A 12,184-nucleotide genomic window follows, 5' to 3' on the forward strand; every position below is an offset into this window, starting at 1 on the left:
CGCTGCGCCTGCGGGCCGGCGGAGCCGGACCCGCGGCCCCTGCTTGTTTTGGAACCCAGTGGGTGGCCACTGTTAGCTCAAAGCGAGTGGACTAACGCGATTGTGGGTGGGCTTCGCTTCAGACCAGCCAGGGCCGCGGAACCGGCTTTGCCGGCCCGCAGGCGCAGCGCCACCTCGGGGGGCAGCGCAGTACACGCAGTGACAAGCGTGGGGGCCTTAAATCCCGGCCTGTATCCACTGCGCGGCTTTTTCCGCAATCATGAGCGTGGGTGAATTGGTGTTGCCGCTGGTGATCAGCGGCATCACACCCGCATCGACCACGCGCAAACCCCTGATTCCGCGTACGCGAAGGTGCGAGTCCACCACCGCCATGGCATCGTCGTCGCGCCCCATCCGGGTGGTGCCCACCGGGTGGAAGATGGTGGTGGCGATGTCGCCGGCCAGGCGCGCCAGGTCTTCGTCACTCTGGAACTGCACGCCGGGACGAAACTCTTCGGGCTGGTAGCCGACCAGCGCGCTCTGGCTCACGATACGGCGCGTGACGCGCAGGGAATCGGCCGCCACTTGCCGGTCTTCCGCGGTGCTGAGATAGTTGGGCGCGATCGCCGGGGCATCTTCGAATCGGCCACTCTTGATCTGCACCGTTCCCCGGCTCGTGGGATTGAGGTTGCAGACGCTGGCCGTGAAGGCGTTGAAGGTGTGCAGGGGCTCGCCAAATGCGTCGAGCGACAGCGGCTGCACGTGGTACTCGATGTTGGGGTAAGGCTGGTCCGGCGAACTGCGCGTGAAAGCACCCAGTTGCGACGGCGCCATGCTCATCGGCCCGGTCTGCTTGAGCGCATATTCCAGACCGATCATCGCCTTGCCCCACAGCGAGCTGCCCAGGGTGTTGAGCGTGAAGTTCTTGACCTTGCTCCCCGCGACATTGTTGACCTTGTAGACAGAGCGGATCTGCAGGTGGTCCTGCAGGTTGGCACCCACGCCGGGCAGGTCCACCAGCACCGGGATGCCGTGCTGCTGCAGCAGCGCCCCCGGGCCAATGCCCGAGAGCTGCAGGATTTGCGGGGAACCGATGCTGCCTGCGCTCAGGATGACTTCTCCCAACTTGCCTTGCGCCTTGCCGGAGTCGCGCGTGGCAAAAGCCTGCACGCGTTCGTGGCCGGTCCACACCTCGACGCCGGTGCAGCGCTGGCCGCCATCGTCCTGGCGCTCGACAACGAGTTTGCAGACCTGTGCACTAGTCCACATTTCAAAATTGGGGCGCGCAAAACAGGTGGGGCGCAAAAACGCCTTGGCGGTGTTCCAGCGCCAGCCGCTTTTCTGGTTCACCTCGAAATAACCCACGCCTTCGTTGTTGCCTGTGTTGAAGTCGTCGGTGGCCGGAATGCCGGCCTGCTGCGCCGCCGCGGCAAAGGCATCGAGGATGTCCCAGCGCAGGCGCTGCTTTTCAACCCGCCACTCGCCGCCCATCTTGCGGGCCAGGCCCTCGCTGGCGGCGTGCTGGCTCTTGTGTCCGTGCAGCCGGCGGAAGTTTTCATTCACGTCTGCCTTGGCCGCGCCCTTGGGGACGTCCAGCTTGTAGTGGTTTTCGTGCATGCGAAAACCCGGCAGCACCTGGTCCCAGCGCCAGCTGTCGTCGCCGGTGAGTTCAGCCCACCGGTCGTAGTCGCGCGCCTGGCCGCGCATGTAAATCATGCCGTTGATGCTGGAGCAGCCGCCCAGTGTCTTGCCGCGCGGGTAGCGCAGGGTACGACCGTTCAGGCCTGCGTCGGGCTCGGTGCTGTAAAGCCAGTCGGTGCGCGGGTTGCCGATGCAGTACAGGTAGCCGACTGGGATGTGAATCCAGTGGTAGTCGTCCTTGCGGCCGGCCTCGATCAGCAGCACACGTTTGGACGCGTCGGCGCTCAGCCGGTTCGCCAGCAGGCAGCCGGCGGTGCCGCCTCCGACGATGATGTAGTCAAAGATGTTTTCGTTCATGCTTCTTGTCTCGTTGTTCTTCTTGTTGTATTTCAAAGTTTGATCTGCACTCAAGGAGCTTCAGACCTCTTCATCCCAGTGCCATCGCGGAGCCGGCTCAGCCGGTCCGCAGATGGCGCCCCCTGAGGGGGAGGCGGCCGAAGGCCGCTTCGGGGGGGAACCTATTTCGCCGTAGGCATGACAAACTCTGCGCCCTTGCCAATGCTCTCAGGCCAGCGCTGCATGATGGACTTCTGCTTAGTGTAAAAACGCACGCCTTCCTCACCGTAGGCGTGCATGTCCCCAAACAGACTCTTCTTCCAGCCCCCAAACCCATGCCAGGCCATGGGCACGGGAATCGGCACGTTGATGCCGACCATGCCGACCTGGATGCGGCGTGAGAATTCGCGTGCCACGTTGCCGTCACGCGTGAAGCAGCTCACGCCGTTGCCGAACTCATGGGCGTTGATCAGTTCCACGGCTTCGGCCAGGTCTTTCACACGCACGCAGCCCAGCACCGGGCCGAAAATTTCTTCCTTGTAGATACGCATGTCAGGCGTCACATGGTCGAACAGCGAGCCGCCCATCCAGAAGCCCTGCTCGCAGCCCGCACCGGCCTGCTTGCCCGTGAAGCTGCGGCCATCGACCAGCAGCTTGGCGCCTTCCTTGACGCCGGTGTCGATATAACCGGTGATGCGGTTGTGCGCTGCACCCGTCACGATGGGACCCATCTCGGCATCGAGCTCGACGCCGTTCTTGACGACCAGGGTTTTGGCGCGCGCGGCCAGCATGGGCACCAGTTTGTCGGCGACATTGCCGACCAGCACCGCCACCGAGATCGCCATGCAGCGCTCGCCGGCCGAGCCGTAGCCGGCGCCAATCAGCGCATCGACGGCCTGCTCCAGGTCGGCGTCGGGCATCACCACCATATGGTTCTTGGCTCCGCCCAGCGCCTGCACGCGTTTGCCGTGGTGCGCCCCGGTTTCATAGATGTAGTTGGCAATCGGGGTCGAGCCCACAAACGAGACCGCCTTGACGTCCGGATGCACCAAGAGCGCATCGACCGCCTCCTTGTCGCCCTGCACCACGTTGAAGACGCCGTCGGGCAAACCGGCTTGTTTCAGCAATTCGGCGATGAACAGGCTGGGGCTGGGGTCGATCGGGCTGGGTTTGAGGATGAAGCAGTTTCCGGCGGCAATGGCCACCGGGAACATCCACATCGGCACCATCACCGGGAAGTTGAAGGGTGTGATGCCAGCGACCAGACCGAGTGGCTGGCGCAGGGTCCAGTTGTCAATCCCGGTACTCACCTGGTCGGTGAAGTCGCCCTTGAGCAGTTGCGGGATGCCGCAGGCGAACTCGACGATGTCGATGCCGCGTGAGACTTCGCCCTGGGCGTCGGTAAACACCTTGCCGTGTTCGGCGGTGATCATGTGGGCGAGTTTGTCTTTATGGACATTGAGCAGTTCGAGGAACTTGAACATCACGCGGGCGCGGCGGATCGGCGGGGTGTCGGCCCAGGCGGGGAAGGCGGCCTGTCCTGCAGCGACTGCGGCGTCAACCTCGGCAACGCTGGCCAGCGCGACGCGGCCTGTCACTGCGCCGGTGGCGGGGTTAAAGACGTCTTGGCTGCGGTTTGATGTGCCGGGCACAACGCGGCCATTGATGGCGTGGCCGATGGCTGTGACGGGCTGGTTCATATTTGGGCGACTCATATCATTCATTTTGCAGACTCCATTGGGCAATCCCCAAGACTAGCGGACGATGGCTACTTGTGCCAGTTTGAAATTCTCAGTAGTGTTATTAAAATTACTAATAATGGACATCCAGACACTACGGATTTTTGCGGCGGTGGCCCGGGAGGGCAATCTTTCGCGTGCGGCCGACAAGCTGGCCCTGACGCAGCCCGCCGTCAGCCTGCAGATTAAAGGCCTGCAAGCTGCCACGGGGCTGACACTCTTCACGCGTAGCGCCCAGGGCATGAACCTCACCCGCGACGGTGCGGCGCTGCTGCCGCTGGCCGAAAAAGTGCTCACTGCGCAGGGTGACTTCAAAAACGCGGCAGCCAGCCTGCACACGCAGGTGCGCGGGCGGCTGCGTATCGGCACCATCCTCGACCCCGAGTTCACCCGGCTTGGCGCTTTCCTGAAGGTGCTGGTGGAAATGGCACCTCAGGTCGAGACTGAGCTGCGCCAGGCCATGAGCGGCGAGGTGCTGGCCCAGATAGAGCGCGGCGAACTGGACGTTGGTTTTTACCTGGGCACGCCCGACCAGTCCCTTGGTGTCAATGACTTCGAGTCAAATCGGCCTCCAGCCCTTTCTGCACGGGCGCAAGCAGCTATTAATTCCGTAGCGAATCAGCAGGACAGCCGGTCATCGCTTTTTGCCGTGCGTGAACTGACTCACTTCACCTACCGGGTGCTGGCGCCTGCCGGCTGGGGGCCGCAGGTGCGCGGCAAGGGCTGGAAGGCGCTGGCTGCCCTGCCATGGATCGCCACGCCGCCGGCGTCGGCGCATCACCGCCTGCTGGCCAGCGTGTTCGGCCCGCTGGGTGTCGAGCCGCATCGTGTTGCGCTGGTGGATCAGGAGGCTTCCATGCTGGACCTGGTCAAGTCCGGCGTGGGCCTGAGCCTGGTGCGCGATTCGATCGCCATGCGCGAGTCCCATGCCGCGGGACTGGTCATTGCCGACCAGGTCAGCCTGCAAAGTGTGCTGTGTTTTGTCAGCCTGAGCGCGCAGCGCCAGGCACCGGTGGTGGCCAGTGCCTGGAAGGCGCTGGAGGCCGTATGGTCCTGAATTTTCGGGCAGCGCTGTAGGACAGGGTGGGCGGCTTGTTGAAGGCAAATGCTGTAGCCCATGCACTAGCCGCTGGATTAACATGCCCTTACAAGCGGCAGCGCGGCTCAGCGGTCCCGTGCCCGAGCGCCGTCCTGTCTTGTTCATCGTTCCCAAGCTGTTGCCCCTATCGAAAACATGCCATCACCGGAGGACGACGCCGCGCGCGAATCCACTCCGCATATTGACCAGCAAGACACGCCCGAGGGTGCGTGTTATCTGGTGCTGGGGCCGTGGACCGCTGCCGGACTGACGATCCGGCCCGCATGGGAAGCACTGGCGTCGCAGCTCAAAGCCCTGCCGGCTGAAGCTTCCGGCGGAACCACCCTCTGGGATTTGCGCCAGATGGAGCAGCTCGACCACCTGGGCGCGCAGGTGCTCTGGGACCACTGGGGGCGCCAGTGGCCACAAAAACTGGAAGTCCTGGCGCCGCACCGCACAGTGCTCGACCGTGTGGCCGAGTTCAGTGCCGACAGGCCCGAGCCGCCGGCGCCCGGTTTGCGGCAGGCGTTTTTCACGCTGGGCGAAGGCGTGCTGCAGGTGGCGGGCCACGGCGTGGACCTGCTCGCGCTCGTGGGCCGGCTGGCGCTCAATCTTGTCAAGCTTGCCAGGAATCCGCGCGAAGGGCCCTGGCGCGACCTCTCTGGCCACCTGTACCACATAGGCGCGACGGCCCTGCCCATCACCGCGCTGGTGGGTTTCCTCATCGGTGTCGTGCTGGCTTACCTGATCTCGCAGCAGCTGCGCCAGTTCGGCGCCGACGCCTTCATCGTCAACATCCTGGGCATCTCGCTGATCCGCGAGCTTGGCCCGGTGCTCGCTGCTATCTTGATTGCCGGCCGCTCCGGCTCGGCCATCACCGCGCAGATCGGCGTGATGCGCGTGACCGAAGAACTCGACGCGATGCGGGTGATGGGCATTGCCCACAGCTACCGGCTGGTCATGCCGCGCGCGCTGGCGCTGGCCATCGTGATGCCACTGATCAGCGTCTGGACCACGATTTCAGCCCTGCTGGGCGGCATGCTGGCGGCTGATCTGGTCATGGGTGTCACGCCGGCCTTCTTCATTGACGCCTTGCCGGAAGCGGTGGACGCCGCCAACCTGACGCTGGCCACCGCCAAGTCCGTGGTGTTCGGCGTGCTGATTGCGCTGATCGGCTGCCACTTCGGCCTGCGCGTCAAGCCCAACACCGAAAGCCTGGGCCAGGGCACCACGGCCTCGGTGGTCACGTCGATCACGGTGGTGATTCTCGTCGACGCGCTGTTTGCGGTCCTGTTCAAGAGCGTTGGAACATGAGCCCCCACGCTTGTCGCTTCGCGTACTGCGCTGCCCCCCGGGGGGGCGCTGCGCCTGCGGCCCGGCGGAGCCGGTTCCGCGGCCCCTGCTTGATTGAAGAGCCAACACTTTGGGGTGTGCCCGATGAGTGACGTTATCGTTGACATCCGCAAGCTGTCTACCGTCTTCACCAACGGCAAGAAGGAGTCCGTGGTTCACCAGGACCTGGACCTCACGATTGAGCGCGGTGAGTTCCTGTCGCTGGTGGGCGGCTCGGGCACCGGCAAGACGGTTCTCTTGCGCGAGATGCTGGGGCTGGAAGAGCCCACGAGCGGCGACATCACGGTGCTGGGCAAACCGGCGGCCGAGCTGGGCAAGCGCGGCGCAGCGCGGCGTGTGGGCATGCTGTTCCAGCACGGCGCGCTGTTTTCGGCCTTCACGGTGCTGGAGAACATTGCTTTCCCGCTGTGTGAACTCAAGACCCTGCCCGACGCGCTGATCCGCGAAGCCGCCATGGTCAAGCTGCAGATGGTGGGCCTGGCGCCCGAACATGCGGACAAGATGCCGGCCGATCTGTCCGGTGGCATGGTCAAGCGCGTGTCGCTGGCCCGGGCCCTGATCATGGACCCGCCGTTGCTGCTGCTCGACGAGCCGACCGCCGGGCTGGATCCGGAAAGCTCCGACAGCTTCTGCGCGCTGCTGCGCTCCCTGCACAAGGGCATGGAGCTGACGGTGGTGATGGTCACGCATGATTTGGACACGCTGTTTGAGCTGAGCACGCGCATCGCCGTGCTGGCCGACAGAAAGGTCATCGTCAACGGTCCGCCGCGCGACGTGATTGCCTTTCCGCATCCCTTCATACGCAACTTTTTTCTGGGCGAACGGGGCCAGCGCGCGATGGAGTTGCTGCGCGAATACCCGTTCACGGTATGAGGTGCCTCCATCAATCCGCTGCCCGGGCGCATTGCCGCGTTGCGCGGTGCTCGGAATCCTCATGCACCGAAGTGCATTCCGATGTCCTGCGCGACCCTCGCATGAGATCGAAAGAGCGATGCGACACGCGCCTTGCACTGCATCCCGGGCAACGAATTTCTGGAACCACCTCGCAGAGGTATTAAGGACTCAAAAATGGAAAACAAAGCTCATGCCATGGCTGCCGGCGCCTTTGTGCTGGTGGTCGCCGCGCTGCTGGCACTGCTCGCCGTCTGGCTGACCCGCGACAACGGCGAGCGCCACCTGTACGAGCTGTCCACACGCGAGACCATCTCGGGCCTGCAGCCGCAGGCCCAGGTGCGTTTTCGCGGTGTGCCGGTGGGCAAGGTCGAGTTCATCGGTTTTGACCACAAGACCAAAGGCAACGTGCTGATCCGCATCTCGGTGGACATCGGCACGCCGCTGACCCAGTCCACCTTCGCCACCATCAGTTCGCAGGGCGTCACCGGGTTGGGTTTTGTGCAGCTCGAAGACGACGGTCCCTCCACCGTGCTGCTCGTGCCGAACGACGACGACCCGCCGCGCATTCCGCTCAAACCGGGTTTGCTGGACAAGCTGCTCAACAAGAGCGAAGTGATCATGGACCAGGTCGAAGCGGCCAGCACCAAGCTCAACAAGCTGCTGGGCGACGGGAACCAGCAGGCCCTGATGACCTCTGTCCAGCAGTTCGGCCAGGCCGCCGACAGCATCAACAAGCTGGCCCTGAAGCTCGATCCCTTTGTGGCCACCATGCCCCGGCTGGGGCAGGAAGCCAGCGCCACCATGAAGTCGCTGAAGACCGCGGCCGACGATGTGTCCAGGACGGCCAACGAAGTGAACACCACGGCGCAGCGCCTCAATGCCAAGGGTGGCGCGCTCGACAAGGTGGCCGAAGGCGGTGCGGCGCTGTCTGCTTCCGTCGAGACTTTCAGTGCGGCAACGCTGCCGCGCCTTGGCGAAGTGGCCGAGGAAACCGCGCGCGCCATGCGCCAGCTCAGGCGCACCGTCAACGCGGTGGACGACAACCCGCAGTCGCTGATTTTTGGCAACGGCCCGCCCACGCCCGGCCCGGGCGAGCCTGGCTTCACCGCTCCCGGAGGAAAACCATGAATTCCGAAAACGCTATCAATACAGTAGCTATTGCCGATCGCCCCATAAGGGCCGGTGGCCTGTTTGGCTTGATGTTTATGACGGCGCTACTGCTGGGCGCCTGCTCCGCGCTGCCGGACAAGCCGATACGCGCCGCGCTCTACGACTTCGGCCCCGGCCCCCTGAACCCGCTTCCCGCGACGCGGCAAGCCCCGCTTGCACCGCTGGCGCTGGCTGACATCTCGACACCCGGCGGTGTGCTGGACAACCAGTCGGTGCTGTACCGGCTGGCCTATGCAGATGCGCAGCAATTGCGCCCCTACTCGCAGGCGCGCTGGAGCATGCCGCCGGCGCAGCTGGTGCGCCAGCGCCTGCGCGAAACGCTCAGCCGCAACCGCGCCGTCTTCAATGCCGGCGAGGGCCCGGCCCTGAACCGCAGCGTCAATCAGGGTGTGCTGCCGCGCATGCTGCAGCTGCAGCTTGAGGAGTTCAGCCACCTGTTTGAGGCACCGGGCAGCAGCACCGGCCTGATCCGGCTGCGCGCCACCCTGGTGGAGATCCAGCCCAGCGGTGAAAAGCTGCTGGCACAGCGCAACTTCACGGTACAGCGCCCCGCACCCAGCAACGATGCCCCCGGCGGCGTGCGCGCACTGACGGCTGCCACCGACGCCGCGATCGAAGAGATTTCCACATGGCTGCAGCAGGTCCCCTGAACCCTTCAACGGACCCTGGCACCCAGGCGCTGGAAGAGCGGTTGCGTGGAGCCGGGCTGGAGCTGCTCGGTAGCTGCCAGAAAATGTCCGGGCGCGGGCCCGGCCTGCTGGAGCATTCGGCCCTGCTGGAAGACTTCACACCGCAGGAGCTCGACACCCTCGGCGAAGCCATGCTGCTGATCCGCGCGCAGCCGGGCCAGATCCTGATCAGCGAAGGCGACCAGGGCGACTGGATGCTGCTGCTGCTCAGCGGCACGGTGGATGTGACCAAGGCCACGCCGCCGGCCGGCGATGACGCCGACGCGCCGGACACGGTGTCGCGGCTGAGCGTGGCCACCGAAGGCGCGGCCCTGGGCGAAATGTCCATGTTCGACCGCGACGTGCGTTACGCCACCTGCACCGCCATCGACACGGTGGAGGCCGCCGTGCTGGGCCGTGCCGCGATCGGGCAGCTGATACGCCAGCACCCCGGCATAGGCGCCAAGCTGATGGTCAAGATCACCCAGTTGCTGGCCCAGCGCCTGCGCAACACCAGCAACCGGCTGGTACGATTGCTACAGAAACAATAGCCTGCAACGCCCGTTGTTGTTGGAGTCGAGGCTGATTTGATTGATCTTGTGAGAAGGCGAACATGAATACGCCGGCCCTGCGTGGCGGCCTGCTGGCGCTGCTGGCGGCGACGCTTTTTGGTGTCAGCACGCCGCTGGTGCAGTACCTGGGCCGGGGCCTGGGACCACTGACCACAGCGGCCCTGCTGTACGCCGGCGCCGCCTTGGCCGGCGCGCTGCTGAGAAAAGGCAGCCAGCAGGAGGCACGGCTGCAGCGCAGCGATGGGTGGCGTTTGCTGGCGGTGGTTGTTTTCGGGGCCGTGATCGGACCGGTGGCGCTGGCCTGGGGCCTGCAGCGCACCAGCGGCGCCAGTGCCTCCCTCATGCTGACCCTGGAAGCGCTGTTCACGGCACTGCTGGCGTGGCGGCTTTACCGTGAAAGCATGGATGCCCGTGTCTGGGCCGCCATGGCACTGTTGCTGGCAGGGGGTGCCGTGCTGGTCCTGGACCAGGCGCGTCTGGGCGGGGCCCAGTTGGCCGGCCTGCTGGCCGTGCTGGTGGCCACGGCGGCCTGGGGCATGGACAACACCCTGTCACGCGCGCTGGCCGAGCGCGACCCGGGGCAAGTCGTGCTGGTCAAGGCGGCGCTGGGCGCCACGGTCACGGCCTTGCTTGCGCTGGCTTTCGCAGAACCGCTGCCTGGCCTGGCGGCCGCTGCCGGCTTGCTGGCGGTCGGTGCCACCGGTTACGGCCTGAGCCTGCGCTTTTACCTGCTGGCCCAGCGCGCTTTCGGCGCCGCGCGCACCGGCTCCGTTTTTGCCTTTGCGCCCTTCATTGGCGCTTTGCTCGCGCTGGCCCTGGGCGACCGTTCGGTCAGCGCGTGGATGGGTGCCGGGGGCTTGCTCATGCTGGGCGGTGTGTTGCTGCACCTGATGGAGTCACACGGCCACATGCACCGGCACGCGGCCATGGACCATGAACATGCGCATGACCATGCCGATGACCACCACAACCACCGCCACGTGCCGAGGCCCGAGGGCATGCACAGTCACCCGCATCACCACGAACCACTGGAACACGCCCATCCGCATGTGCCTGATGCGCACCACCTGCATCGTCACTGAATGGGGCGGGGATCGGTGAATCGCCTTGCTATTGAAAACAGAGCTGTCTGCGCCCGGCTGGTATGGGCTGGGGACCGATTTGACTAGATACCCCGACCGAGAATTGGAAACAGCTTGAGCAACCCGCCGGTCATCACTTCGATGGCCAGCGCGGCGAGGATCAGGCCCATCAGCCGCGTCATCACGTTGATGCCGGTTTTCCCGAGCACCCGGGCAATCGGGTGGGCGAGCGAGAAACACACGGCCGTGGCCAGGCCGATCACCACGCCGTAGCCGACCAGCAGGCTGAGCTGGAAAAAGTTCTGGGCTTTTTCCGCGTAGATGACCACGGTCGACATGGTCGCCGGGCCGGTGAGCAGCGGAATGGTCAGGGGAACCACCGCAATGCTGGCGCCCATGGCGGCCTTGGCTGCACCGTCTTCGAACTCATGGGTGTTCGGCTTGGCCTCAGCCGGCTGCGCATTGAGCATGTTCATGGAGCTGATCAGCAGCAGCATGCCGCCGCCGACCTGGAAGCTGGCCAGCGAAATGCTGAAAAATTCCAGGATCTGCAAGCCTGCCAGCGCGCTGGTGGCAATCACGAGGAAAGCGCTGAACGAAGCGGTGACGATGGTGCGCCGCCGCTGCGCGCTCGAGAACCCCTGCGTGTAGTGAATGAAAAAGGGCACGATGGCCAGCGGGTTGACGATGGCCAGCAGCGTCACCAGCGGTTTCAGATCCATGCATCAGCCCTCTCGATTTTTCGCCGGGCCGCCGCAGGGAGAATTAGTCCGCTCGGGGGCAGTGCGGTACGCGAAACGACAAGGGTGAGAGCCCCTTCTTCACCAGCCGGGGCCGCGGAACCGGCTTTGCCGGGCCGCAGGCGCAGCGCCCCCCCGGGGGGCAGCGAAGTACGCGAAGCGACAAGCGTGGGGGCCATTTACCTGCCTCCTGTGATGTCCAGCAAGGCACCGGTGGTATAGCTCGATCCGCTGCCGAGCAGCCAGACAATGCTTTGTGCCACTTCGTCGGCGGAGCCTGCGCGTTGCATGGGCACCTGCGGCGCCATGGTGCGTGCGCGGTCGGGCAGGCCGCCCGAAGCATGAATGTCTGTCTCGATGATGCCCGGGCGCACCGCGTTGACGCGGATGCCTTCGGCCGCTACCTCTTTGGCCAGGCCGATGGTGAAAGTGTCCACCGCGCCCTTGGCCGCCGCGTAGTCCACATACTGTCCGGGGCCACCCAGCCGCGCTGCCGCGCTGGAGACATTGACAATCGCGCCGCCCGCGCCGCCATAACGCGTGCTCATGCGTTTGACGGCTTCACGTGCGCAGACCATGGTGCCGATGACGTTGATGTCGAACATGCGTTTGAGCCGCGCCACGCTCATGCCGTCCACGCGTTCGGTGCGGTCCACCACGCCGGCGTTGTTGACCAGCGCGGTCAGGCGACCGAGTTTGGCGTCCACTTTTTCGAACATGGCCAGCACCTGGCTTTCCTCGGCCACGTCGGCCTGCACGGTGATGGCCGTTCCTCCGCCCTGGTGGATCTGCCGCACCACCTCATCGGCAGCCAGCGAGTTGGCGGTGTAGTTCACAGCGACGGCGTAACCGGCGCGGGCGGCCAGCAGGGCGGTGGCCGCGCCAATGCCGCGCGAGCCGCCGGTAATCAGGACAATTTGGGACAAGACCGG

At 65.0% G+C, this 12,184-nt stretch carries 11 protein-coding genes; 7 read left to right on the forward strand and 4 right to left on the reverse strand.

Going from position 1 to position 12,184, the window contains the following annotated elements:
• Positions 1–216: 216 nt before the first annotated feature.
• Together WA904_RS14605 and WA904_RS14610 are read right to left on the reverse strand one after the other, a co-directional pair.
• Positions 217–1,977, reverse strand: coding sequence for a GMC family oxidoreductase (locus WA904_RS14605; RefSeq protein ID WP_425197852.1), 1,761 nt, complete (start codon positions 1,975–1,977; stop codon positions 217–219).
• Positions 1,978–2,138: 161 nt separating this feature from the next.
• Positions 2,139–3,656: a CoA-acylating methylmalonate-semialdehyde dehydrogenase gene (locus WA904_RS14610; RefSeq protein WP_425197878.1), complete on the reverse strand. Its 1,518-nt coding sequence runs from the start codon at positions 3,654–3,656 to the stop codon at positions 2,139–2,141.
• A 118-nt stretch (positions 3,657–3,774) separates the two neighbouring features.
• Here WA904_RS14610 and WA904_RS14615 point away from each other — a divergent pair, with 118 nt between their 5' ends.
• The 7 genes from WA904_RS14615 to WA904_RS14645 all read left to right on the forward strand — a co-directional run bounded on the left by WA904_RS14615 (position 3,775) and on the right by WA904_RS14645 (position 10,512).
• Positions 3,775–4,752 (forward strand): LysR substrate-binding domain-containing protein, encoded by a 978-nt coding sequence (locus WA904_RS14615; protein ID WP_425197853.1) that lies wholly within the window; start codon positions 3,775–3,777, stop codon positions 4,750–4,752.
• Positions 4,753–4,929: 177 nt separating this feature from the next.
• Positions 4,930–6,087: an MlaE family ABC transporter permease gene (locus tag WA904_RS14620; protein ID WP_425197854.1), complete on the forward strand. Its 1,158-nt coding sequence runs from the start codon at positions 4,930–4,932 to the stop codon at positions 6,085–6,087.
• Positions 6,088–6,210: 123 nt separating this feature from the next.
• The gene (locus WA904_RS14625; protein WP_425197855.1) at positions 6,211–6,999 is read left to right on the forward strand and encodes an ABC transporter ATP-binding protein; all 789 of its coding nucleotides are present in this window, start codon (positions 6,211–6,213) and stop codon (positions 6,997–6,999) included.
• Between the two features lie 195 nt (positions 7,000–7,194).
• On the forward strand, positions 7,195–8,148 hold the full coding sequence (locus tag WA904_RS14630) for an MlaD family protein (RefSeq protein WP_425197856.1): 954 nt from the start codon (positions 7,195–7,197) through the stop codon (positions 8,146–8,148).
• Positions 8,145–8,840: an ABC-type transport auxiliary lipoprotein family protein gene (locus WA904_RS14635; protein WP_425197857.1), complete on the forward strand. Its 696-nt coding sequence runs from the start codon at positions 8,145–8,147 to the stop codon at positions 8,838–8,840. The genes WA904_RS14630 and WA904_RS14635 overlap by 4 nt, the downstream gene beginning before the upstream one ends.
• Positions 8,819–9,409, forward strand: coding sequence for a cyclic nucleotide-binding domain-containing protein (locus tag WA904_RS14640; protein ID WP_425197858.1), 591 nt, complete (start codon positions 8,819–8,821; stop codon positions 9,407–9,409). Before WA904_RS14635 ends, WA904_RS14640 begins: the two co-directional genes overlap by 22 nt.
• A 62-nt stretch (positions 9,410–9,471) precedes the next feature.
• The gene (locus WA904_RS14645; RefSeq protein WP_425197859.1) at positions 9,472–10,512 is read left to right on the forward strand and encodes a DMT family transporter; all 1,041 of its coding nucleotides are present in this window, start codon (positions 9,472–9,474) and stop codon (positions 10,510–10,512) included.
• An 83-nt stretch (positions 10,513–10,595) separates the two neighbouring features.
• On the opposite strand, the gene WA904_RS14650 is transcribed toward WA904_RS14645, so the two are convergent.
• The gene (locus WA904_RS14650) at positions 10,596–11,234 is read right to left on the reverse strand and encodes a MarC family protein (RefSeq protein WP_425197860.1); all 639 of its coding nucleotides are present in this window, start codon (positions 11,232–11,234) and stop codon (positions 10,596–10,598) included.
• A gap of 197 nt (positions 11,235–11,431) precedes the next feature.
• On the reverse strand, positions 11,432–12,178 hold the full coding sequence (locus tag WA904_RS14655) for an SDR family oxidoreductase (RefSeq protein ID WP_425197861.1): 747 nt from the start codon (positions 12,176–12,178) through the stop codon (positions 11,432–11,434).
• Positions 12,179–12,184 lie beyond the last annotated feature (6 nt).

The organism is Polaromonas sp. (genome assembly GCF_049790275.1).
Classification (GTDB): domain Bacteria; phylum Pseudomonadota; class Gammaproteobacteria; order Burkholderiales; family Burkholderiaceae_C; genus Polaromonas.

What these genes read in the sequence shown, in the direction of transcription:
- WA904_RS14640 (WP_425197858.1), top strand. Translation starts at nt 8,819, where the DNA reads ATGGCTGCAGCAGGTCCCCTGAACCCTTCAACGGACCCTGGCACCCAG.
- WA904_RS14650 (WP_425197860.1), bottom strand. Translation starts at nt 11,234, where the DNA reads ATGGATCTGAAACCGCTGGTGACGCTGCTGGCCATCGTCAACCCGCTG.
- WA904_RS14605 (WP_425197852.1), bottom strand. Translation starts at nt 1,977, where the DNA reads ATGAACGAAAACATCTTTGACTACATCATCGTCGGAGGCGGCACCGCC.
- WA904_RS14630 (WP_425197856.1), top strand. Translation starts at nt 7,195, where the DNA reads ATGGAAAACAAAGCTCATGCCATGGCTGCCGGCGCCTTTGTGCTGGTG.
- WA904_RS14610 (WP_425197878.1), bottom strand. Translation starts at nt 3,656, where the DNA reads ATGAACCAGCCCGTCACAGCCATCGGCCACGCCATCAATGGCCGCGTT.
- WA904_RS14615 (WP_425197853.1), top strand. Translation starts at nt 3,775, where the DNA reads ATGGACATCCAGACACTACGGATTTTTGCGGCGGTGGCCCGGGAGGGC.
- WA904_RS14645 (WP_425197859.1), top strand. Translation starts at nt 9,472, where the DNA reads ATGAATACGCCGGCCCTGCGTGGCGGCCTGCTGGCGCTGCTGGCGGCG.
- WA904_RS14635 (WP_425197857.1), top strand. Translation starts at nt 8,145, where the DNA reads ATGAATTCCGAAAACGCTATCAATACAGTAGCTATTGCCGATCGCCCC.
- WA904_RS14625 (WP_425197855.1), top strand. Translation starts at nt 6,211, where the DNA reads ATGAGTGACGTTATCGTTGACATCCGCAAGCTGTCTACCGTCTTCACC.
- WA904_RS14620 (WP_425197854.1), top strand. Translation starts at nt 4,930, where the DNA reads ATGCCATCACCGGAGGACGACGCCGCGCGCGAATCCACTCCGCATATT.